The sequence below is a fragment of the Spiribacter salinus M19-40 genome (assembly GCF_000319575.2).
GTDB classification, from domain to species: Bacteria; Pseudomonadota; Gammaproteobacteria; order Nitrococcales; family Nitrococcaceae; genus Spiribacter; species Spiribacter salinus.
On record NC_021291.1, the window covers coordinates 188,583 to 210,433 of the forward strand.

Here is a 21,851-nt window from a genome sequence, read left to right on the forward strand (position 1 = left end):
TGTGACTGGCGCGATCCTTTACACTTTGCCCTGAATTCGCTGCGCGGAGTGACGATGTCATCGTCTCGTCGATCACGCTGGTTGTTGCTCTCCGCCTATCAGGCAGACAGCCATGCCTACTGGGCAGCGTGGCTGCCGCGTGCCTTTCCGGCCATCGATTGGCGGGTGCTGACGCTGCCGGGTCGACATTTCAAATGGCGTATTCGTGGCAACCCGCTGTCCTGGCTGGGTGAAATTGAGGCGGCGAGTCGAGACATTGATGGCATCATCGCGACCTCCATGGTGGATCTGGCCACGCTGCGCGGCCTATGTCCTGCCCTCGCCCGCGTCCCCAATATCTATTATTTTCACGAAAACCAGTTCGCCTATCCGGTTGGCCCGCAGCAGACGCCGTCAGTGGAGCCCCAGCTGGTGCAGCTTTACGGCGCGCTGGCGGCCGATCAGATCGTCTTTAACTCACGCTGGAATGCCCAAAGCTTCCTGACTGGGGTGGATGAGCTGCTGCAGCGTATGCCCGATGCGGTACCCGGCGGTCTTCGTGCGCGCCTTGAGCCCCGGATACAGGTGCTGCCCGTGCCGGTAGAGCCTGTCATATCGCCTGAGGCCTCGCCGCGGGACCCTCGGCTCATTGTCTGGAACCATCGCTGGGAATATGACAAGGCACCGGCGTTTTTTGCAGCCGCTATGCATCGGCTGGCCGAACAGGGCGTGATGTTTCGTTTGGCGCTGCTGGGTGCCAGGCCAGCCACACCACCGGCGCCTCTGACAGAGCTGGCTGAGCAGTTTCCCTCCCGGATTGTGGCGAACGGGCGCGTTGATCGGGCGACGTATGAGGCCTTGCTCGCCCAGTCCGGGATTGCCGTGAGCACAGCGCTTCACGAGTTTCAGGGCATTGGGATGCTGGAGGCGGTGAGTGCTGGTGCGATCCCGCTGGTGCCGGATGCGCTCGTCTACCCCGAGCAGTTCGCCGCGACGTATCGATACCCGCCGGGGGATATTGAGGCGTTCATCGAGCGTATAGCGACGTGGCTTGTGAATCCCCCTGCCTCACCCGCGATCGATCGGTGGCTGGTGCCATCGGTCAAGCCGCAGTGGGCGGCGCTGATCAACAGGTTCAGCTAGCGGCCGTGCCCTGGATCAAGGAGATCTCCGGGAGGTCGTCCTGACCGTTTGTCTGAGTTACCGCATCAATGCGCGCACCCGTGCCTGCACTCATGCGCCCGCAATTGATTGTGCCGTCGATACGCCCCGTCTCGGAAATGCGCAGATCGCCACAGAGCAACTCGCCGGCCATTTCTCCCGCGATGGCGACATCCTGGGCGCGGCAGTTGCCGGTGAGTGAACCCGTTCGGCCAATCACCATTTTGCGCGCGCGGACGTTGCCGTTGAGTGTGCCGTTGATGTGAACGGTACCGGGTGAGGCAATATCACCCTGGATAACCGCACCCGTGCTGACCAGGGAGGACCGCTCCGGGGCAAGGAGTTGCCCTGATGCAGTGGTTGTTTCCGGAATCACCGCTTTGTCGCTGCGTGGCCGCGCGAGGCCACGAATTCGCCCCATCAAGGACGGCCGGTTCGGGGCGCTAGTCGACACGGCTGATCACCTCAAACACATCTTTCGGGTCAAGGTGCCTACCGGCAACTCGCACCTCGTAGTGCAAGTGCGCGCCATCCGTTTCACCGGTGTCGCCCATGACGCCAAGCGCATCGCCCGCCTCAACGTATTGCCCTTTTTCAACGGCAATGCTGTCCAGATGCAGATAGAACGACTCGATCGCTGAGCCATGGTTTAGGGTGACCATCTTCCCCGATTTGCCCTGCTCGCCAGCGAAGGTTACCTCCCCTGCGCCGGCAGCGAGCACGGTGGGTTGCTCCCAGGACACCAGGTCAATTCCGCGATGGGGGACGACGTGTCCGGTCAGGGGGTGCTCGCGCATTCCGAAGCCGGAGGTCAGATGGCTGCCCTTGAGCGGGTCTGCGCCCGGTAAGCGGTTAAAGAACTCCTCGACCCGGGCGATCTCATGCAGATTTTTCGCTGTGCGGGAATCGACGTGTTGCCCAAGGACTTGTCCGACCCCTTCGGTGCGAGAGGCGAGACCACCAGTGCCGGTGGTCGCGGCGCCCGCCCGGACAACGGTTGGGGTGTTGGTGCCGAGCTCGCCAAGTCGGGTCGACAGCTCGCCATGATGCTCGGCGACAATATCGCGCGTGAACTCCGTGTAGAGCGCCAGCGCCCGCTCCATGGAGTCGCGTTCCGCCTCAATGCTGGCGTATTGATCACTCGCAACAATTTCTTCAATTTCCCGATGAAAGACATCGAGGATGACGACGCCGAGTCCACAGACCAGCGCGACGACCATGGATTGGTAAAAGCGGGCTTGCCATTTCAGGTGTTTTTTCTGCTTTGCAAGGAAGCGATCCACTTCCTCACCGCTCACGCGAATGTGAACGCTGCCCTCATCGGTGGGTACGATGATCTCGCTGGCGCGCTCATCCGACAGATTGGCGCGAATCTGTTTGAGCCAGTCGTTCGCACGTCTGTTAGTGCGAAATGGCATCGGGAACAGGCGCAGAGGAAGCTTCGGTGAGCTTCGCTTCGATTTGCGCGCCAGCCTCTATCTGGATTGACCCGTACTCGATGATACCAACGGCGCGGCTGGACTCTCTCAGTATCACTGACTCTGCGGCGACTTCGCTTGAAATCTCGCCTTCGACCACCAGCCGAGCCGCCGACAGGCTGCCGGTTAGCTTGCCGTTGGGGCCGATGTGGATGTCCTTGCACTGAACATCGCCAACGATCTCGCCTTCCAGTTCGATGTCACCAGGGACGACGAGCTGGCTGGCCAGCTTCACCACCACCCCATCACCGACAGTCAGTGCACCGGGTTCACTCTCGTTCATGGAGGTCATTGAGCGTTGCCGTACGTCGACAGTACTTCACCATGGACCAAGTGACACCGCCATACCGCCTGTTGGGGATAATCGGGAGCCGGCGAGGAGTACTAGAAAATGGTGGCCAGGGAGAGATTTGAACTCCCGACACGGCGATTTTCAGTCGCCTGCTCTACCAACTGAGCTACCTGGCCGCCAAGCGCTGTATTCAACCCGATGCCGGGGTTCGGGTCAAGGCATCGCGGGCGTTTGGCGGCGCTGTACCCAGCTTAGGGTATTCGGGGTTTCGCATAGGTGTGCGATCTTTGCGGACTAGCTGAAGTACAGTAGTCCCGTAACCCTCAGTCCCGCAGAAGGTAGACCATTGGCCGATTTTGTTGATGCCGGAACGCTGGTTCTGATGCTGTCGCTGGGCACGATGGCCTTTGGCGCTGTCGTGCTGGTCGCCGGTAATGCCGGCGATCTGGCGACTCGTCTTTGGTCAGCTGGGTTTCTGATGGGTGGCGGTGGCGTTCTGCTTCTGTTGTTGCGTGGCCAGATCCCGAGTGTTGTCAGCATCCAGGTCGGCAATACCATCATGCTTGGCGGCGTGGCCTGCATGCTCTGCGCTTTGGCGGTCTACACGCAGCGTCCGCGGATGCTGCGTGTCGTCGCGTTGTGGTTTCTTGGCAGTGTGGTGCTGTTCAATGTGGCGGCTAGCCCGCCGATTCTTGCGCCGCTTCATGCTCGGGTCTTGATCATTGCCGGGGTGGTATCGCTGAGTCAGCTACTTGCGGTGATTATCCTCTCGGCTGTTCAGTTTCAGACGACGCGGCTTTTGAATGTGTTGCGTTTTTCCCATGCGGCGCTGGGTGTGGCCTTCGCCGCTCGATTTCTCTTCATCCTCCAGACACACACGGCTTCCGATTACCTCGGGCCCTATCCGTTCATCGGCTCCAGTATTCCTAACGGACTGTTCTTTATGGCGGCGATTTTTATCGCGTTCGTTCAGGGGCCGACGTTTATGATGCTGAAAAAGGAACAGGCCGATAAAGAAGCCTTTGAGGCTCGTAAGCAACTGGCAGATGAGGTCGCCTCGCGGTGGGCCGAGCGGCGCTTGCAAGCAGCGCGTCTGGATGACGCGCGGGCGGGAACGATCGAGCATTTCGCACGCGGGGTCGCACACGACGCCAATAACATCATCGGCGTGCTTCAGTTGGGTTATGGACAGATCATTGACCAGGTTAGACGGCGTCAGAAGGTGGGTGCTGAGGCGCTAAAGCGCATGGAGACAGCGCTGAATCAGGCTCGGATTACGACATCGGGTTTGATGGCGCTGGGTGGTAAGGAGCCGCCGCCGCTGGCGGATGTCTGCATCGAGACCGTCGTCGACGAGGTTGCGTCGATGCTGGAGTCAACGCTACCCACCAACATTCGCCTGGAGCTAGCAACCGAGCCTGGGCTGCTCGCTTATACGCACCGGGGGTTTCTGATTTCCGCGCTTTTCAATCTGGCCTCTAATGCGCGGGATGCCATGCCGCGAGGTGGGGTGTTGCGGTTGACTACCCAGCACCGCGATCGGCTGCCCGAAGGGGCGGTCAGGATTGGTACACCGTTAAGCGGGTCGGTTGTTGATATTGCGATCACCGATCAAGGCGCCGGAATAGAACCTGAGGCACTGGGTCGACTGTTTCGACCGATGTTCACTACAAAAGAACATCACGATGGTCATGGTTACGGGCTCTACATGGTGCAGGGTGTCGTCGATCGAACGGGCGCGGCACTGGTGGTGGAGACCGCCCTTGGGCAGGGCACAACGATGCATTTTCTTATCAGGGAGATAAAACGGGGATGATGGACGGAACAGAGAGTCTGGGTGCGGTCATTGTTGAGGACGAGCGGATGTTCTCCGAGATGCTGGCGCGGTCACTGATTGATGTCTCGGGCCTCGAGCTAATGGCGCGGGCATACACAGCCGAGGACGGCAAGGCGGTCTGCGCAAGGCACCGGCCGGCGTTGCTGATTCTGGATCTGGCACTGCCGGATGGGAGTGGGCTTGATGTGCTGCGAGCGCTGGTCTCTGACCGCCCGGACGCAACCGCTATTATCCTGTCAGCGCATGCTGAGGATTTTGTGGTGCCGGGAGAGCTCAAAGATAATATTGCCGCGGTGATTAGTAAGGCGGATGCGTATGGTGCGGTTAATGACCATGTGCGTCGGCTGGTCCGTGCCTACGTGCCGAACGTGGAGGACGAAGCGGCCTTAATTGAGCGCCTGACCCCTCGGGAGCTTGAGGTCTTTAATTTGCTTGGTGAGGGCCTGACCAATCGGGGTATCGCCAAGCGACTGAGCCGTTCTGCAACAACGGTGGCCACCCATCGCAAGATGATTGCTGTGAAGCTGCGCTGCAGTGGTGCTGCCCTGATGGCCATTGCTGCCCGCCATCGCGCTCACTACGCGAAAATACCGTCTTGAGGGGATAACTTCTGTGTCAACCCGGCGCGAACATGGGCCGGTTGACGTATTTGGGGTTTTGGTTCATGACGGAAGGCGCAGGCACAAGGCTGCCCAGGATGGCTGCGGTGCTTGGTGGGGCCGTCGCACGGCGAGAGTTTCGGGTTGCTTTTCAGGGCCAGGCGGAATCTCTGTGGGTGCTCTCAAGCATCGGTGAGTTACGCGGGTCACCTTATCTCTCACAACTCGACCTGTTGGTCGTTGACCTATCCAGTGATCCTCAGAGCAAGCTCGCGTTTATCCAAGGCTTTGATGCAGCCCTTGATGCGGGCATTGTTGCGCTGGTGCCGCCGGGTCTGTCGGATCTACGCAAGACCGCGTTGAAATCCGGGGTCGATCACTGCCTTGACCTGCCCGCTTGTGATGACGCGTTAAAGCGTGTGGTCAATGAGCTATGGGCGCGCGTTCAGGATGGCCGCAGCCAGCCGGAGAGCACAACTGAAGCAGCGCCCTCGGCGGCGCGAAAACTTGCCGAGCGACTCGCACGCGTCGGGCGTCACTCCTCCGGCTGAAAGTCGGGGGGTGGTGCCGATCCCTCTCCAAAAAAGAATTTCTCCATTTCCTGTTCAAGGAATTGCCGCGCCTTGGGGTCCATGGGCGACAACCGGTATTCGTTAATTAGCATCGTTTGATGGCCGAGCCACATCTGCCAGCCCTCCTGACTGACGTGCGCGTAGATCCGCTCACCCAGTTCGCCTGGATAGGGCTGGCGTTTGAGGCGTGGGCCCTCGCGGCCGGTTTTGACGTCGTAGACGGTATCGCTGCTCATGCTTCGCGCTCCTGTCGATTCAGCAGTCGTTGGACCGGGGCAGGTACCCCGCTTTGATGCGCTGTTGTCGGGTTATACCAGAGGTGCTCGGCGGCCTGTACCGCGGGAGCGGCTGTCAGCTGGGCGGGCAGTGGATGAATGGTCAGGCTGTAGTGGGTGAATTCATGGCGCAGTGTCGGGCCTGGGGCCTGTGGCGTGATCTCAAGGCCCAGATGCTCTCGCGCCCAAACGCTGGGGTCGGCGCTCAGATCACACTCGGGCAGGCACCACAGGCCACCCCAGATGCCGCGAGTGGGCCGGCGCACGAGCAGTGTACCGGCCTCACCGTTGATGATAAGCATGCGGGTATCGCGGTGGGGTTTGGCGCGTTTGGGTTTGGGCTCGGGGTAGGCTTGTGGATCGCCTTGTGCGTAGGCCTGGCAGCCGGCTCGTAACGGGCATTGAGCACAAATCGGCCGGCGGGTGCAGATCGTGGCGCCCAGATCCATCATCGCCTGGTTGAATGCAGCTGGCCGCGTGTGTGGCGTGACGGCCTCGCTGTGTGCCCAGAGGGTTTTCAAGACTGCTGCGCGCCCTGGCCAGCCCGGAATGGCGTGATAACGGGCGAGCACCCGTTTGACGTTGCCGTCCAGGATGGGATGACGCGCCCCACGGGATAGCGACAGAATCGCGCCGGCCGTTGAGCGTCCAATGCCGGGCAGGGCCTCGACGGATTCGATGGCATCGGGGAAGACGCCATGGTGCGCCTCCATGAGTAACTGGGCGCAGCGATGCAGGTTCCGTGCGCGGGCGTAGTAGCCCAGTCCGGCCCAGTAGGCAAGCACCTCGTCGAGTGACGCGCCAGCCAATGTCTCCACGCAGGGAAAGCGCGCCATGAACCGCTCGAAATAGGGGATCACGGTGCTGACCTGCGTTTGCTGCAGCATGACCTCGGAAATCCAGACCCGGTAGGGCGTGGCCGGATGCTGCCAGGGCAGGTCATGGCGGCCATGGCGGTCAAACCAGCCAAGAACCGTTGCTGCAAAGTCTGACGGACCGGCGGTCGCCATCAGTTGAACAAGCCCTCCACGCGATCTCGTAGCTTGTCCACCTCTTCGTTAAGCCGCTCCTGGAGCTGTTCGCTCTGGCTTTCCTGAACGGCCTTGGCCAGATCAACGGAGATCCGGGGGGCAGTCCACGAGCCGGTGATCCGCAATGGAATAGGGACATCCTTGAGGGCATCAAGCTCCGCGCCGCCCTGGCCTTCCAGGCTGTCGACAATGCTCACCCGCAGCGCCAGGTCCAGCGTCTGGGCGGCCAGGTCGCTGCTGCCGCGGCCGCGCACCCGCAATAGCGGCGAGTCGAGTGCAATATCCTCTGTGCGCGCCACGCCATCGCGGATGGTGGCGCTGCCTGAGAGGCTGGTGAAATCGGTTGAAGGGGTGTCGGCTTCTGGCGCTGGCGATTCACCTTCCAGTCGCGCGAGGGCACGGCGAATGCTCCGGGCGATGTTGATCCCGCGAATCGCGCCGTCTCGAATGGCGAACTGGGTCTCGGCATTAAGGGTGGTGAGTGGCGATGTATCAGCGCCAAGGGCCATCTGCCCGGTGGCACTCAGGTTGGCCTCGCCGGTCAGGCGCTGGATGCCGGACAAGGCGGCGATCACCGGCCCGATCTGCGCGCCGGTGAGTGACTCATCAAAGCGCACGGGGCGGGCGGTGGTTGCCGTGTCTATTTCCACATCACCCTGGTAGGCCCCCTCGCTGAACTCGGCGGTTAGCGGGTGAAGGCGCCAGCCGGACTCGCTGGCCACCAGGTCGGCATCCAGGCCCTCGATCGCCAGATCATTGGCCGTTAACTCGGTGCCGCGGAGCGCAACGCGGCCGTCAGCCGACACGGTCAGCTCACCCGCCAGCGCGGTATCCCATTGCTTTCCGTTGTGATCGACCTGCGCGAAGGCATCAAACGAAGTGGCCTCGCCGAGGCGCAAAGCCCCCAGGGAGAGCGAGATCGCCTCGGCCTCCACGTGCTGGTCGGCCCCGGCATCGTCAAAGCGCAGCTGGCCATCGGTGAGCTCGATACCACCAAGGCTGAGTCCAGCCAGCCAGCCGGGTGCCCCTGCGGCCCCGTTTCCGCTGCCATCACTCGTCTGCTCGTTAGTATCCGCCCCGGTGAGGTTCTGCCAGTTGGCGGTGCCTTCGGCATTGCGCAGTAAGTTGACCTGAGGCGCCTGGAGCCTGGCGGTATCCAGTTCGAACTCGCCGCGCAGCAACGGCAGGACGGCCATGCCTAACTGCAGGCCGTCCGCTTTGATCAGGGGGGTGTCATCAAAGCCATCACCACTGCCCAGCCGAAATGCCCCCAAATCCAGGGCCAAACGCGGGAACAGGCGCCAGCCAATGTCGCCCCTTAACTCAAAGTCACGGCCTGTTTGCTGTTCAACCGTACCGGCGATGTCGTCGCGATAGTCATTGGGGTCGATCAGCGCTAGCCCAAGCACAATGATGCCAATCACCAGCCCGAAGAAAAGGCCCAGTACGATTAACAAGCGCCGCATTGCGTCTGTCCTCCAGCAACGAAGCCCCAAGGAAAACATGAATGCGGTCAGACTGCATCGTTTGCTCACGGCGCTGCGAGTGCGATGCCTGATCGGATTTGACGCCTGCCGTCAGGCATTGGAGCATCAGGTCAACAAGGGTATGCGGGAGCGGGATTCATGCCGCGCTGGGCATTGGGGCTGGTTTTCTGGCTGTTGCCGACAGTCGGGCTGGCCGATGAAGTGCGCATTGCGGTGGCGTCGAATTTTCTGGCGCCGCTTGAAGTGCTGGCCGCGCGCTTTGAGGCCGCTGAGCAGATTGAAACCCGCATCAGTGCGGGGGCGACAGGTCATCATTACGCGCAAATCGCCAATGGTGCACCATTTGACGTGTTCCTGGCGGCCGACCAAGCGCGGCCAGCCCGGTTGATTGACGAGGGCCTGGCGGTGGCGGCGTCGCGCTTTACCTATGCCAGCGGTGGGCTGGTGCTGTGGGCGGGGCCTGACGAGGCTATGCCTGAGTCAGGGCTGAGTGGGCTGACCGCGCCTGACGTTCACCGCCTCGCCATTGCCAACCCGCGGCTCGCGCCCTACGGGTTGGCTGCGCGGCAGGCGCTGGAGGCGACCGGGCAGTGGTCGGCGCTGCGCCCGCAAATCATTGAAGGTGCCAATGTGGGCCAGGCTTTGCAGTATCTCGCCACCGGTAATGCCTCTCATGCCCTGGTGGCCGCGTCATACGCACACATGAGCGGGCAGCCTGAAGGCGAGTGGCAGCGCGTGCCGGCACGCCTGCATGACCCGATTGACCAGGACGCCGTCTTGCTTGAGCAGGCCCGTCACCCCCAGGCCGGGCAGGCATTCCTGGCATTCCTGCGCAGTTCGGACGCGGCCGATGTGTTAAAGCGCTTCGGTTACACATCGCCCCGGGCGGACTCATGAACCTCACGCCGGTCTGGCTCAGTATCCAGCTGGCCAGCGTGACCGTGGTTGTGCTGCTTGCCTTGGGGACCCCGCTGGCCTGGTGGCTTGCCACCACGCGGCATCGGCTGCGGGTGCCGATTGATGCATTGGTCGCGTTGCCGCTGGTGTTGCCACCCACGGTGCTGGGCTTTTATCTGCTTATTCTGTTGGGGCCGCGCGGCCCCATTGGCGGGCCATGGCTGCAGGTGACTGGTGAGACGCTGACGTTCAGCTTCACCGGGTTGGTGATTGCCTCAGTGCTGTATTCGCTGCCTTTCGTTGTTCAGCCCTTGCGGGATGCGTTTCGGGCCGTGGGGGCCGGGCCGATGGAGGTGGCCGCGACCCTCGGTGCCCGGCCGCTGGATGCGTTCCTCACCATCGCCTGTCCGCTCGCGGGGCGGGGATTTCTAACGGCCATTGTGCTGGGGTTTGCGCATACCCTGGGGGAATTCGGGGCGGTGCTGATGGTGGGTGGCAGTATTCCCGGGGAAACGCGAGTGGTGGGCATCGCCATTTATGAGCATGTCGAGACGCTCAATTACCCTGCTGCGCATCTGCTTTCGGCCGGGTTGCTGATTTTCTCGTTTGTGGTGCTGGTGCTGGTTTACGCCCTCAACCGCCGCGCCCGGCCAGGTTTGATCGGATGACGGCGCCGCTGCTCGATTTCTCGCTGACCCTGAAGCGCCAGGGGTTCACCCTGGCGGCGACTGGAGAGATCCATCCAGGCATCACGGCGCTGTTTGGCCACTCCGGCTGCGGCAAGACAACGCTGCTGCGCTGTCTTGCTGGTCTTGAGTCGGGGTGTCAGGGTGAAGTTCGTTATGAGGACACGCCGTGGCTGAAGCCGGGGTTGATGCTGCCCGCTCATCGTCGCGGGGCAGGCCTGGTGTTTCAGGACACGCGGCTTTTCCAGCATCTGAGCGTGGCGGAAAACCTGGATTATGGTCTGCACCGCCGTCGTGGTGAGGGGCCATCGCACGAGGAGGTGACGGACGCGCTTGCTCTGGCGCCGTTACTTGATCGGGCGCCCGCGGGGTTGTCCGGGGGTGAGGCGCAGCGCGTGGCCCTGGGGCGCGCACTGCTGGCTGGGCCTCGTCTGCTGTTGCTCGATGAACCGCTCGCCGCGCTCGACTACGCTCGGCGGCGTCGCATTATGCCCCTGATCCGTGCGATCCCCGAGCGCTTTGATATTCCCGTGCTGTACGTCACGCATGCGCGCTACGAGGTGATGGAGCTGGCAGATCGCGTTCTGCTAATGGATGACGGGCAATTGTTGACGCAGGGGCCGGTCGGGACGCTCTTTTCCGATCCGGCGTACTGGCCGGCGCTGGGGGATATTGCGCCGATGGTGGTTTGGGATGCCCGGGTTGCAGCGCGGGATCATGACTGGGGGTTGACCACCTTGGCGACTGAGGCGGGTCGCTTGCGGGTCGAGGCCTTGCCGTTACCCCGCGGCGCCGAGGTGCGTTTACGCGTCACCGCCCGGGATGTCGTGCTGGTGGATGAGCCACCAACGGCTTGCGGTCTGGTCAATACCTTGCCGGTGGTGGTCAGGGGGCTGGTGCCCGTGGGGAGCGGTGTGACACGCGTTGAACTCCAGGCGGGCAACGGCGCGGTCTTGTGGGCGCAGGTCCACGCGCAGGCTTCCGCGGCGCTACGCCTTGAAATTGGGCGCCGGCTGCATGCCTTGATCCGCCCTCAGGTCCTGATGAACCAGGGGGTTTACTCCCGGTAATCTCAGCGTCACAATCCGCGCTTTCGCAGTGCACCAAAATGTCATCGGGGGCCCGGGAATGGCAGCGACCATGCGCCATAACTGTCGAGTTGAATATCGGGGCAACGAGATTGTAATCACCGGGCCAGCGCGTGAGGCCAAACAAGAGGCGCAGCGGATCATCCAGCGCTTTGCCTGCAGTGCGGTGCCTTACCGGCTGGCCAGTGCGGAGTCCGATCAGGTGATCCTGAAACCCGACAGCTGAATCGTTGGAGCGGCTGACCGGGATCGAACCGGCATCATTGCCTTGGGAGGGCAACGCTCTACCATTGAGCTACAGCCGCATCAGACGACCCTTAGTATGCGGGTTTGTGCGCAACGGGCAAGCCCCGATGACCCCGCCGCCCCGTTGGTCTGCGATATACTGTGCGTATGACGACAGACGCGAGCAACAACACCCTCGTTGTGAATGGCCAGGTCCATCCGGTACCGGCAGCCGCCACGGTAAAAACACTGCTGGATGAGTTGGGCATGGCCGATCAGCGCCTGGCGGTTGAGGTCAACGAGGCGGTGGTCCCGCGAAGCGAATACGCGACCACGCCCCTCCAGGCCGGTGATCGGGTCGAGGTCATTCGCGCGATTGGCGGGGGCTGATCCAACAGAGGCTTTATGAACGTGCAAGACACCCTGACGATTGCCGGTCGCGAGTTTCACTCACGCCTCTTGGTGGGGACGGGCAAGTACCAAGACATGGCTGAGACCGGTGAGGCGATTCGGGCCAGCGGCGCGGAGATCGTTACGGTGGCCATTCGGCGCACAAACATCGGCCAGCGCGCGGATGAAGAGAATCTGCTGGACGTGATCCCGCCAAGCGAGTTCACGATTTTGCCCAATACCGCCGGCTGCTACACCGCTGACGACGCGGTGCGGGTCTGTCGCCTGGCCCGGGAGCTACTGGACGGGCACAACCTGGTGAAGCTTGAGGTGCTGGGCGACGAAAAAACACTCTACCCCGATGTGCCGGCCACGCTGGCGGCGGCCGAGCGTCTGGTCGATGACGGCTTCGAGGTCATGGTCTATACCAGCGACGATCCCATCGCTGCGAAGCGCCTTGAAGAAATGGGGTGTGTCGCGGTCATGCCGCTGGCCTCGCCGATTGGGTCGGGTCTTGGCGTGCAGAATCGCTACAACCTGATGACTATCATCGAGAATGCCACCGTGCCGATCATTGTGGATGCCGGCGTTGGCACTGCTTCGGACGCTGCCGTTGCCATGGAGCTGGGTTGCGATGGCGTGCTAATGAATACAGCCATTGCCGCGGCGAAAAAACCGGTGTTGATGGCGCAGGCTATGCGAAAGGGCATCGAGGCCGGGCGTGAGGCGTTCCTCGCTGGGCGTATGCCCATGCGCCGCTTCGCTTCCGCGAGCTCTCCGCTGGAGGGCACTTTCTGGCAAACCGGCTCGTGAGTGCGGCAGCCGATCGCCCGATTCGCAGCTTTGTTCGCCGCGAGGGCCGGCTGACCGCCGGCCAGCAGCGGGCGCTCGACGAGCTCTACCCGCAGTTTGGCGTCGAATGGACAGGCGGTTCGCTGGATGTCGACGGGCTCTTTGCCCAGTCGGCTCCGTTGGTTCTGGACATCGGCTACGGCGACGGTGAGGCTTTGGCCGAGATCGCCGCGGCGCATCCGGCGCGCCATTATCTGGGGGTCGAGGTGTACCGCGCGGGCACTGGGCGGCTGCTGCGACGAATCGAATCCGGGGGCATTGGCAACCTAAAGGTATTGCTCGCGGATGCGAGCGAGCTGTTAAAGGAGGGCATCCCGACCGCCTCATTGGCAGGGTTGCAGCTCTTCTTTCCCGACCCCTGGCCCAAAAAGCGTCACCACAAGCGCCGTATGGTCCAGGCGCCCTGGCTGGCCACCGTGGCCGATCGACTGCAGCCGGGCGGTTTCCTGCACATGGCGACGGACTGGGCGGAATACGCCGAGTGGATGCTTGAGCTCACTGAGGCGGAGCCTCGCCTGCATAACCCGCACGGGGGCTTTGCCCCCGATGCCGGCGACCGGCCTGGCACCCGATTCGAGCGCCGGGGTGTGCGCAAGGGCCACGCGGTATTTGATCTGATTCTGGAACGGGTCACTTCACCTTGAACCCGCGTCCGATCCAATGCAGACTTTTCATTACTTTGGTTCTGATGCCACGGCATCGGATGAAAAGGGAACGCAGTGTAGAGCTGCGGCTGCCCCCGCAACTGTAAGCGGTGAGCGAAGTCCCGATATGCCACTGTCGCGACGGCGATGGGAAGGTGGGGCCGAGCGTTGACCCGCAAGCCAGGAGACCTGCCAAAGCGATCACCCATTTCCGGTGCGGGGCGCGCCAGGGAAGCGGCACTACCGCAGAGGTGACAGTCGCCGGTCTGCGGTGGGCTGTCTGATGAGGGCCTTCGCAGACCCCGTGTGTCTGTCGGCGGGAACACCCCCGCTGCATGAGAAAGGCCTCTAGAACAATGAACAAGGTAATCACCCTGACGGCGCTGGCAGTCGCAGCCGGCGTTTCCACGAACCTGTACGCCCAATCCAGCGAGAGCACCACTGAGCTCGATCCGATTATCGTCTCGGGGGGCATCTCCCCGGTCTCTGCCGATGAATTCGGACGGTCCAACACCATCATCACCCGCGAGCAGATTGAGGATCGTGGCTACGCCACGGTCCAGGATGCGCTCGAGGCGCAGCCGGGGGTTTCGATCAATGGCGATGCGCCGAGCAATCGGCAGGTGCGCATCCGCGGAGGTGAGGGTAATCACACCCTGGTGCTCATCAACGGCGTCCGCGCGGCTGCTGGCGACAGCGAGTACTACTTCCGCGGGCTGGATACCGGGTACATCGAGCGCATCGAGGTGCTGCGCGGGCCTCAGGCGGTGCCATTTGGTACCGACGCGTCGTCAGGCGTGATCAATATCATCACCACTGAGGCAGGGGAGGGCCTTGTCTATGGCGGATCGGTCGAGTTTGGTGACGGTGATCGAGAAAATGCCTATCTCACCTACGGCGACGAGCACAGCGAGTTCTCACTCAGTGTTTCCAATCTCAAAGATGACGGATTCGATTACAGTGGCAGTGGGGGTGAGAAGGACACCACGCGCTGGCAGTCAGTGACAACGAAAGGGCAGACCCAGATCTCTGATCAGGTCACCGCCGGGTTTAGCTTTCGCTTTGCCGATGCGCACTACCGCTTCGATGACAATGATTTTGCTGCCGAGACGGAAGCTGGGTATGTCGTGGATGACGCGAGCAAATCAACGGCGGCCAAGGAAAGGGCGGGTAGCGCGCACCTTGAATACCGCAATTTGGATGAGACGTTAGCGCATCGTTTACGAGTGGATCGGACAACAAATCAAAATGACACCGTATCGGACAGTGTGACTAAGATCGTGTCCTACCGGCTGCAATATGCGGCAGATCAGCGTTCTGTGGACAGTACTGAACAGCGCGTCAGCTTACTCGTCGAGCGCAAGGAAGACGCTGACTCCGGTGAGGTTCAGGATCGGGAAAGCGATAGCATCGGCCTGGAGTACAACGGCTGGTTGTCAGAGGCGCTCAGCGTCCAGGCAGGGGTTCGCTACGATGACAACGAGGTGTTCTCCGATGCGACGAGCTGGAATATTGCGAGTAGCTATTTTCTGGACAACAGCTGGCGGCTTCATGCATCCGCTGGCGCAGCGGTGGTGAATCCGACGTTTTTTGAGTTCACGGGGGGTGGTGATACAGCCCTGAATGCTGACCTTCAGCCAGAGGAAAATCAGGGGTTTGACGTTGGGCTAGAAATGCCGGTGGCCGCAATCAATGGAGTGATTGACGTCACGTATTTTCAAGAACGCCTGACCGACGAGATTTTTTCAGATACGCCATTCCCCGGGCCGTATGACTACGAAAACCGCGCGGGCGACAGTGATCGCCGCGGCATTGAGCTAAGTGCATCGGCATCCCCCACGGCGTCCCTCAAACTGCGGGGCAGTTACACCTACCTCGATGCCGAGGATTCAGATGGCGATACGGTGATCCGCCGGCCACGTAATGAGCTCGGGCTGGGCGCAACGTGGCAGCCACAAGGATCGTCAACGCAACTGTCTGCCGATCTTCGCCATGTCCGCGGCCTCTACGATGATCAGTTCTGGGTGGATGGAAAGACGGGTGCGCGCCTCCCCGACTTCACGGTCATGAATTTCGCAGCGACGCAGCCGATCACGTCTAACGTGGAGCTCACCGCGCGCATGACCAATGCATTTGATGAGGAATATAGCGAGGTGTGGGGCTACGCGACCCGTGGTCGGGCCGGATTTGTCGGGTTGAGTGCCTCGTGGTAGCGCGGTGGCTGGTGTGGGCGCTGGCGGCGGTTCTGTGGCCGGCGCTCGCGTTTGCGCAGACGGCTGACGAGGCGCCGCAGCGGGTCGTCTCCGTGAATGTCTGCACGGATCAGCTCGCCATGCTGGTGGCCGGTGAGGATCAGCTGGTTTCGGTCTCCGCGCTATCGCAGGATTCGTCGAGTTCCGCGATGGCGGATGAGGCGGCGCAATATCCCGTTAATCACGGTCGGGCCGAGGAGATCCATCTGCTCGAGCCGGATCTGGTGATCGCCGGTCGATTCAGCGCCACGCAGATGGTCTCGATGCTGCGGAGGCTCGATATTCCGGTCGAGGTATTTGAGCCGGCAACATCAATCGCTGACGTGCGCGCCAATATCCGGCGCATGGGCGAGGTGCTGGGGCGTACGGATCAGGCTGAAGCCCTCGTGGAGGCGTTTGACGGCCAACTGGCCATGCTCTCGGAACCCCCTATTGATCCCCCAACGGCCGCGCTTTATTTCCCGAACGGATATACCCGCGGTGAGGACACGTTAGTTGGCGACATCGTCAAGGCGGCTGGTTTTGCCAATCTTGCCAGTGACTTCGAGATTCAGGCGGGTGCACACCTGCCCCTCGAGCAGCTCGTGCTGGCTGGCCCAGAGCTTGTCATTACCGGCAGCCGACATCGCGGGAATAGCCGCTCAGAGGCGATCCTTCAGCATCCGGCCCTGGATGAGGCCGCGCAATTCGGCACGCACCGCGGGCTCACCAACCGTGACTGGATCTGCGGGACGCCGCGGGTACTGGCAGCGATTGACCGCATCGGCTCGCTGCGCGGGCGGCTGATCGGAACCCGATGAGACGGTTGATGGCCGGACTGGTGGTGCTTGTGGTGGGGCTTTTCCTGGCCTCGCTGACCGTGGGACCGGCTTCCATCGGTGTTGGGCCGAGTTTGCAGGCCCTCTTTGGCAATCCGGACACGCCTCTGGGCCTGGTCATGCAGGAAATCCGCCTGCCCCGTGCCATTCTGGCTGTGCTGGTCGGTGGCAGCCTGGGGCTCTCGGGCGCCGCGATGCAGGGGTATCTGCGCAACCCACTGGCGGAGCCGGGGTTGCTGGGTGTCTCCGGATCGGCCGCGCTGGGTGCGGTGCTCGCCATACAAACCGGGCTGGCGGCCAGCTTCCCGCTGGGCCTGCCCCTGGCAGCGCTCACCGGTGCGGTCATTGGGGTGGTGTTGATCACGCTGCTGGCTGGCGCGAAGGGCGGATCGCTCAGTCTCATTCTCGCGGGGATCGCCATCTCGGCGTTGGCGAGTGCGTTGGTGTCGCTGGCGCTTAACCTCTCTCCGAACCCGTTTGCCACCAGTGAGATCGTCTTCTGGATGATGGGCTCGCTGGCCGATCGCTCCATGGAACACGTCGTGCTGGCGCTGCCGTTTGTGTTGGTGGGGGCGCTGATGCTGATTACCCTCGGGCGGCCGCTGGATGCGATGACGCTGGGCGAAGACGCGGCGGAGTCATTGGGGATGCGGTTGGCCCGTGTGCGGCTGCAGCTCATTCTGGGCACGGCGCTGGTGGTCGGGGCGAGCACGGCCGTTGCGGGTACGATCGGGTTTGTGGGGCTCGTCGTGCCGCATCTGCTGCGGCCCCTGGTGGGCGCGATGCCGGGGCGGCTCCTATTGGCCAGTGCGTTGGGTGGCGCAACGATGGTCCTCCTCGCCGATATCCTCGTTCGCGTCATCCTGCCGCAGGCGGATCTCAAGCTCGGTGTGGTGACGGCGCTGATCGGGGCGCCGTTGTTCTTGCACCTGATTTATCAGACACGCCGAGAGCTCGCATGAGCCTGCTTGAACTCAAGGACTTATCTGTCGATCTGGGGCATCGCTCGGTGATCACCGATGCGTCGTTTGCCATCGGCGAAGGCGAGCTGGTCGGGTTGATTGGTCCCAATGGTGCCGGCAAGACGACGCTGATGCGCGCGGCGCTCGGGCTGATCGATGCCGGGGGCTATAGCTCACTGGGGGCGCTGTCTGATCAGCAACGCGCGCAGGCCGTCGCCTGGATGCCCCAGGAGCGCGGCGTGGCTTGGCCGATCCAGGTCCAGGACCTGGTGATGCTCGGCCGCCTGCCCCACCGTGGCGCACGGGCGCCCATCCATCCATCAGATCAGGCGGCGGTGGCCGAGGCGATCGATCAGGTGGGGTTGGCGGGCTTCGAGCAGCGCCCGGCGACGCAACTCTCCGCCGGCGAGCGAACACGCGCCCTGATCGCCCGGGCCCTGGCGCAGGACACGCCGCTGGTCATGGCGGACGAGCCCATTGCCGGGCTCGATCCCGCTCATCAGATCACCACCATGGAGACCTTCGCGGGGCTCGCTGCGGCGGGACGATCGGTGATGCTGTCGATCCACGATCTGGGCCTGGCCGCGCGACACTGTTCACGGCTGATCTTGCTGGGTGAGCGGCGGGTGGTGGCGGATGGCACACCGGCGCAGGTGCTCACCGCCGAGCATCTGGCGCGGATTTTTCATATTGAGGCGTATTTCGCCGAGACTGAGCACGGCCCGGTCTATCAGTCACTGCGGGTGCTCGGCGTTTGAGGTTTCGTGGATTAACGAGTAGCAGACTTTGTCGATATCCTACGCGCCATGACAATCCGCATCATGACCGCCAACTTGAACGGCATCCGCTCTGCCCAACGCAAGGGCTTTTTCGAGTGGCTGGAGGCCGAGCAACCGGATGTTTTATGCATCCAGGAGACGAAGGCCCAGCAGGCGCAGCTTGAGGGCGGGCCCTACTTTCCCGAGGGCTATCACACGGCCTTTGCTGACGCCGAGAAAAAGGGCTATAGCGGCGTGGCGGTCTACAGTCGCCAGGCGCCGGATCACTATGGGTATGGCCTTGGCATGCCCGAGATCGACCGCGAGGGCCGCTGGCTTGAGGCCCGCTTCGGCCAGCTGAGCGTCGTGTCCTTCTACATGCCGTCGGGCAGCTCTGGCGAGCACCGCCAGGGGGTGAAGGATGCCTTTATGGAGCCTCTGCTCGAGCGGCTAAAGGCCATGGCCAACGACGGCCGTGAATACATCATCTGCGGCGACTGGAATATTGCGCATACCTGGCGGGATCTGAAGAACTGGCGCTCTAATCAAAAGAACTCGGGCTTCCTGCCCCACGAGCGCGAGTGGATGGATCGGTTGTTCGGCGAGGCGGGGTTCGTTGATGTGTTTCGTGAGGTGAACGACGCGCCGGATGAGTACACCTGGTGGTCATTTCGTGGCCAGGCCTGGGTCAACAACACGGGGTGGCGCATTGACTATCAGGTGGCCACGCCGGGCATTGCGGCGCGGGCCGTGGATGCCCACATTCACCGAGCGGATCGGTTCTCCGATCACGCCCCGCTCACCATCGACTACGATGCGTCGATGGACTTGAGATAATCGATGATGTCGCTGGATTCGTAGAGCCACTCCACGCGGCCGTCCGGGTACTCGATCCGCAGGCACGGCACCATGCCCTTCCCGCCCCCTTCGATCAGCTCCTCCCGACGGCCGGGCTCACGCAGAATGTTGCGCGACTCGACTTCCACGCCAAGATCCTGCGTTGAGCGGCGCACCATCTGACAGAAGCCGCAGAGCTCGTGCTCGTAGAGGGCGAGATGGCTGGGTGTCTGTGCGGTTTCGCTCATGCGTTCTGACCTTTTATCCGGAAGCTTCAGCAGGCTCGGCTACTGGTGTGGACTCAACCGCCAGGGCATCGAGATATTTCTCGGCATCCAATGCGGCCATGCAGCCGGTGCCAGCCGAGGTGATGGCCTGGCGGTAGACATGATCCATGACATCGCCCGCGGCGAAGACGCCAGGCACGCTGGTCGCGGTGGCATTGCCATCGAGGCCGCTATGGACCCGGATGTAGCCGCCCGCCATGTCCAGCTGACCCTTGAACAGCTCCGTATTGGGCCGGTGACCGATGGCGATGAACACCCCCGCCAGGTCGATATCGTCGGTGCTGCCATCCACGGTGCTCTTCAGCCGTGCGCCGGTGACGCCGGTTTCATCACCGAGGACTTCGTCCAGCGTGGCATTCCAGCGAATGCTGATATTGCCGCTCTCGGCGCGCTGGAGCACCTGCGCCTGCAGGATCTTCTCGCCCCGGAAGGCATCGCGCCGGTGGACTACCGTGACGTGGCGGGCGATATTTGACAGATAAAGCGCCTCTTCAAGCGCCGTGTTGCCGCCGCCGACGACCGCTACATCCTGATTGCGATAAAAGAATCCGTCGCAGGTGGCGCAGGCCGAAACACCCTTGCCGGCAAACTGGGTTTCAGAGTCGAGCCCGAGATACATCGCTGAAGCGCCGGTGGAGATGATCAGCGAATCGGCGGTGTAAACGCCACTGTCCCCTTCCAACCGGAACGGCCGCTCGGTGAGTTCAGCGGTGTGAATATGGTCAAAGACAATGTCGGTGCCAAAACGCTCGGCATGCTGGCGCATCCGCTCCATGAGCTCTGGGCCCTGGAGGCCGGACACATCCCCGGGCCAGTTATCCACATCGGTGGTGGTGGTCAGCTGGCCGCCCATTTCGAGGCCAGTGACCAGAACGGGTTCAAGGTTAGCGCGAGCGGCGTAAACCGCGGCGGTGTAGCCGGCCGGTCCGGAGCCAAGGATCAATAAACGACAGTGACGGGCATCACTCATAACGAACTCCTCAACGGTATCGCCCTATTGTCTATCCGCACTGGTGGCAGCGTCCACCGGTAGGGGATGACGGTTATGTTTCATCATGACCATAATCAGGACAACGGCGGGCAGGCCAAGTGCCGCGGCAAGGGTGAAGAACACCGGATAGCCAAGGGCATCGACGACGATGCCGCCAAACCCACTGAGGAACTTGCCGGGCAGCGTCATGAGTGAGCTGAACAGCGCATACTGGGTGGCCGTGTAGGCGGTGTTGGTCAGGCTGGAGAGCCAGGCGATGAAGACCGATCCGGCGAGACCACCGGACAGGTTGTCGGCACTGATCGTAAGCACGAGGGCCCAGGTTGCGCCGCCCTGTCCGGCCATCCAGGCAAATAACAGGTTCGTTGTGGCGGCTAACACGGCACCCGCGAGCAGTGGACGCATCAAACCGTAGCGTGCGGCCAGGGCACCGCCCAGCACGGCGCCGAGCATCGTCATGGCCAGCCCGTAGGCGCCACTGATGTTCGCAATTACCGCTTTGCTGTAACCCAAATCGATGTACAGGGGGTTGGCCATACTGGCCATGGCGATATCGGAAATCCGGAAGCTTGCGACTACACCCAGCACCACCATGGCAAACCAGCCGTAGCGCCCCAGGAAGTCCACCAGGGGGCAGACCACTGCACCAATCAACCAGGCGCCGGTTTGTTGAAGCCACCGCGGCAGTTGCGGGTTGCGCTCAATAAAGGCAATAGCGCGTTCCTCGCGCGCGGCGGTGATGCGGTCGATGCCCGTCGCGGGTTCGGGGCGCAACAGGACGGTTAGCATGCCAACGCCCATTAAGCCGGCCATGACCAAGTAAGCTGTCCGCCAGGAGGCCAGTTCGGCCAGGTACAAAGCGCCGGTGTAAGAGGCGAGGATCGCCAGTCGGTATCCCATCTGGTAGGCCGCGGCGAGCGCGCCCTGGAAGGCCTCCACATCCGATTCGATGCGAAAGGCATCAATAGCGACATCCTGCGTGGCGGAAGAAAAGGCCACCAGCAAGGCAAGCAGCGCCACGGGGAGCAGGGCGGCACGCGGATCGACCAGCGCCATCCCAAACAGTCCCAGGGCGACACCGAGTTGCCCGAGCAAGATCCAGGCCCGCCGGCGGCCAAGCCAGCGCGTAAGCCCTGGAAGCGGGAGCCGGTCCACCACGGGCGACCAGACAAACTTAATCGAGTAGGTGATGCCGACCCAGCTGAAAAAGCCAATGGCAGTGCGGCTGACGTCCATCTCCCGCAACCACGCGCTGAGCGTGGCGAATACGAGCATAAAGGGCAGGCCTGCCGAAAAACCGAGAAAGAGCATGGTCACAACGCTGGGCCGCCGGTAGACGGCGAGCGCGTCACGCCAGCTTTTAACAGGGGGTTGCTCAGTCATCGCCGCATGGTCGTCGATGCGCTGCGTGCCGGCAAGTCGTTTGGCCTTTCTTGAACCCCTGTCGCCCATT

Annotated in this window: 25 protein-coding genes, 2 tRNA genes and 1 riboswitch; of the genes, 16 read left to right on the top strand and 11 right to left on the bottom strand. The window is 62.4% G+C overall.

Annotated elements, in window-relative coordinates:
- Positions 1–54 precede the first annotated feature (54 nt).
- Positions 55–1,122, top strand: coding sequence for a tRNA-queuosine alpha-mannosyltransferase domain-containing protein (locus SPISAL_RS00890; RefSeq protein WP_016352587.1), 1,068 nt, complete (start codon positions 55–57; stop codon positions 1,120–1,122).
- Here the strand turns inward: SPISAL_RS00890 and SPISAL_RS00895 are convergent.
- The 4 genes from SPISAL_RS00895 to SPISAL_RS00910 form a co-directional block, all read right to left on the bottom strand.
- The gene (locus tag SPISAL_RS00895; protein WP_144060349.1) at positions 1,115–1,594 is read right to left on the bottom strand and encodes a bactofilin family protein; all 480 of its coding nucleotides are present in this window, start codon (positions 1,592–1,594) and stop codon (positions 1,115–1,117) included. The two genes, SPISAL_RS00890 and SPISAL_RS00895, sit on opposite strands and share 8 nt — an antisense overlap.
- Positions 1,584–2,558, bottom strand: a complete 975-nt coding sequence (locus SPISAL_RS08620; RefSeq protein ID WP_016352589.1) for a M23 family metallopeptidase — start codon at positions 2,556–2,558, stop codon at positions 1,584–1,586. Before SPISAL_RS08620 ends, SPISAL_RS00895 begins: the two co-directional genes overlap by 11 nt.
- Positions 2,542–2,910, bottom strand: coding sequence for a bactofilin family protein (locus tag SPISAL_RS00905; RefSeq protein ID WP_016352590.1), 369 nt, complete (start codon positions 2,908–2,910; stop codon positions 2,542–2,544). Before SPISAL_RS00905 ends, SPISAL_RS08620 begins: the two co-directional genes overlap by 17 nt.
- Before the next feature lie 100 nt (positions 2,911–3,010).
- Positions 3,011–3,086: transfer RNA gene (locus SPISAL_RS00910), tRNA-Phe, on the bottom strand.
- A gap of 170 nt (positions 3,087–3,256) precedes the next feature.
- On the opposite strand from SPISAL_RS00910, the gene SPISAL_RS00915 reads away from it, so the two are divergent.
- The 3 genes from SPISAL_RS00915 (at position 3,257) to SPISAL_RS00925 (ending at position 5,897) form a co-directional block, all read left to right on the top strand.
- Complete coding sequence (locus tag SPISAL_RS00915; RefSeq protein WP_016352591.1) at positions 3,257–4,726, top strand: ATP-binding protein; 1,470 nt, start codon at positions 3,257–3,259, stop codon at positions 4,724–4,726.
- Positions 4,723–5,346: a response regulator transcription factor gene (locus SPISAL_RS00920; protein ID WP_016352592.1), complete on the top strand. Its 624-nt coding sequence runs from the start codon at positions 4,723–4,725 to the stop codon at positions 5,344–5,346. The genes SPISAL_RS00915 and SPISAL_RS00920 overlap by 4 nt, the downstream gene beginning before the upstream one ends.
- Positions 5,347–5,444: 98 nt before the next feature.
- Positions 5,445–5,897 carry a hypothetical protein gene (locus tag SPISAL_RS00925; protein WP_016352593.1) on the top strand — a complete coding sequence of 151 codons (453 nt, stop codon included), beginning with the start codon at positions 5,445–5,447 and terminating at the stop codon, positions 5,895–5,897.
- Here the strand turns inward: SPISAL_RS00925 and SPISAL_RS00930 are convergent.
- From SPISAL_RS00930 to SPISAL_RS00940, 3 genes are read right to left on the bottom strand one after another with little or no spacing between them, the layout of a single operon-like run.
- Positions 5,882–6,154: an oxidative damage protection protein gene (locus SPISAL_RS00930; RefSeq protein WP_016352594.1), complete on the bottom strand. Its 273-nt coding sequence runs from the start codon at positions 6,152–6,154 to the stop codon at positions 5,882–5,884. The genes SPISAL_RS00925 and SPISAL_RS00930 overlap by 16 nt on opposite strands.
- Complete coding sequence (gene mutY, locus SPISAL_RS00935) at positions 6,151–7,203, bottom strand: A/G-specific adenine glycosylase (protein ID WP_016352595.1); 1,053 nt, start codon at positions 7,201–7,203, stop codon at positions 6,151–6,153. The genes SPISAL_RS00930 and mutY overlap by 4 nt, the downstream gene beginning before the upstream one ends.
- Positions 7,203–8,729 (bottom strand): AsmA family protein, encoded by a 1,527-nt coding sequence (locus tag SPISAL_RS00940; protein WP_081633192.1) that lies wholly within the window; start codon positions 8,727–8,729, stop codon positions 7,203–7,205. The genes mutY and SPISAL_RS00940 overlap by 1 nt, the downstream gene beginning before the upstream one ends.
- 120 nt (positions 8,730–8,849) lie before the next feature.
- Here SPISAL_RS00940 and modA point away from each other — a divergent pair, with 120 nt between their 5' ends.
- From modA to SPISAL_RS00960, 4 genes are read left to right on the top strand one after another with little or no spacing between them, the layout of a single operon-like run.
- Complete coding sequence (modA, locus tag SPISAL_RS00945; protein ID WP_016352597.1) at positions 8,850–9,608, top strand: molybdate ABC transporter substrate-binding protein; 759 nt, start codon at positions 8,850–8,852, stop codon at positions 9,606–9,608.
- Positions 9,605–10,276: a molybdate ABC transporter permease subunit gene (gene modB / locus SPISAL_RS00950; protein ID WP_016352598.1), complete on the top strand. Its 672-nt coding sequence runs from the start codon at positions 9,605–9,607 to the stop codon at positions 10,274–10,276. The genes modA and modB overlap by 4 nt, the downstream gene beginning before the upstream one ends.
- A complete protein-coding gene (gene modC / locus SPISAL_RS00955) occupies positions 10,273–11,364 on the top strand; it encodes a molybdenum ABC transporter ATP-binding protein (protein WP_016352599.1) in 1,092 nt (363 codons plus the stop codon). The genes modB and modC overlap by 4 nt, the downstream gene beginning before the upstream one ends.
- A gap of 58 nt (positions 11,365–11,422) precedes the next feature.
- Positions 11,423–11,608: a hypothetical protein gene (locus SPISAL_RS00960; protein WP_016352600.1), complete on the top strand. Its 186-nt coding sequence runs from the start codon at positions 11,423–11,425 to the stop codon at positions 11,606–11,608.
- Between the two features lie 5 nt (positions 11,609–11,613).
- Here SPISAL_RS00960 and SPISAL_RS00965 read toward each other — a convergent pair.
- Positions 11,614–11,687: transfer RNA gene (locus tag SPISAL_RS00965), tRNA-Gly, on the bottom strand.
- Positions 11,688–11,775: 88 nt separating this feature from the next.
- On the opposite strand from SPISAL_RS00965, the gene thiS reads away from it, so the two are divergent.
- The 8 genes from thiS to SPISAL_RS01005 all read left to right on the top strand — a co-directional run bounded on the left by thiS (position 11,776) and on the right by SPISAL_RS01005 (position 19,120).
- A complete protein-coding gene (thiS, locus tag SPISAL_RS00970) occupies positions 11,776–11,997 on the top strand; it encodes a sulfur carrier protein ThiS (RefSeq protein WP_016352601.1) in 222 nt (73 codons plus the stop codon).
- A gap of 15 nt (positions 11,998–12,012) precedes the next feature.
- On the top strand, positions 12,013–12,810 hold the full coding sequence (locus SPISAL_RS00975) for a thiazole synthase (protein WP_041389118.1): 798 nt from the start codon (positions 12,013–12,015) through the stop codon (positions 12,808–12,810).
- The gene (trmB, locus tag SPISAL_RS00980; protein ID WP_222821395.1) at positions 12,792–13,493 is read left to right on the top strand and encodes a tRNA (guanosine(46)-N7)-methyltransferase TrmB; all 702 of its coding nucleotides are present in this window, start codon (positions 12,792–12,794) and stop codon (positions 13,491–13,493) included. Before SPISAL_RS00975 ends, trmB begins: the two co-directional genes overlap by 19 nt.
- 19 nt (positions 13,494–13,512) lie before the next feature.
- Positions 13,513–13,704, top strand: a riboswitch (cobalamin riboswitch).
- Between the two features lie 145 nt (positions 13,705–13,849).
- Positions 13,850–15,706 (top strand): TonB-dependent receptor plug domain-containing protein, encoded by a 1,857-nt coding sequence (locus tag SPISAL_RS00985; protein ID WP_016352604.1) that lies wholly within the window; start codon positions 13,850–13,852, stop codon positions 15,704–15,706.
- A complete protein-coding gene (locus tag SPISAL_RS00990; protein WP_016352605.1) occupies positions 15,700–16,545 on the top strand; it encodes an ABC transporter substrate-binding protein in 846 nt (281 codons plus the stop codon). Before SPISAL_RS00985 ends, SPISAL_RS00990 begins: the two co-directional genes overlap by 7 nt.
- Before the next feature lie 8 nt (positions 16,546–16,553).
- The gene (locus tag SPISAL_RS00995; RefSeq protein ID WP_016352606.1) at positions 16,554–17,525 is read left to right on the top strand and encodes a FecCD family ABC transporter permease; all 972 of its coding nucleotides are present in this window, start codon (positions 16,554–16,556) and stop codon (positions 17,523–17,525) included.
- A complete protein-coding gene (locus SPISAL_RS01000; RefSeq protein ID WP_016352607.1) occupies positions 17,522–18,283 on the top strand; it encodes an ABC transporter ATP-binding protein in 762 nt (253 codons plus the stop codon). The genes SPISAL_RS00995 and SPISAL_RS01000 overlap by 4 nt, the downstream gene beginning before the upstream one ends.
- Before the next feature lie 48 nt (positions 18,284–18,331).
- Positions 18,332–19,120 carry an exodeoxyribonuclease III gene (locus SPISAL_RS01005; RefSeq protein WP_016352608.1) on the top strand — a complete coding sequence of 263 codons (789 nt, stop codon included), beginning with the start codon at positions 18,332–18,334 and terminating at the stop codon, positions 19,118–19,120.
- Here SPISAL_RS01005 and SPISAL_RS01010 read toward each other — a convergent pair.
- Genes SPISAL_RS01010 through SPISAL_RS01020 form a run of 3 tightly spaced genes read right to left on the bottom strand, consistent with a single transcriptional unit; the run spans position 19,093 to position 21,781 of the window.
- Positions 19,093–19,368, bottom strand: a complete 276-nt coding sequence (locus tag SPISAL_RS01010; RefSeq protein WP_016352609.1) for a glutaredoxin family protein — start codon at positions 19,366–19,368, stop codon at positions 19,093–19,095. The two genes, SPISAL_RS01005 and SPISAL_RS01010, sit on opposite strands and share 28 nt — an antisense overlap.
- Positions 19,369–19,381: 13 nt before the next feature.
- Positions 19,382–20,377, bottom strand: coding sequence for a thioredoxin-disulfide reductase (trxB, locus tag SPISAL_RS01015; RefSeq protein ID WP_016352610.1), 996 nt, complete (start codon positions 20,375–20,377; stop codon positions 19,382–19,384).
- Between the two features lie 24 nt (positions 20,378–20,401).
- On the bottom strand, positions 20,402–21,781 hold the full coding sequence (locus SPISAL_RS01020) for an AmpG family muropeptide MFS transporter (RefSeq protein WP_041389379.1): 1,380 nt from the start codon (positions 21,779–21,781) through the stop codon (positions 20,402–20,404).
- Positions 21,782–21,851 lie beyond the last annotated feature (70 nt).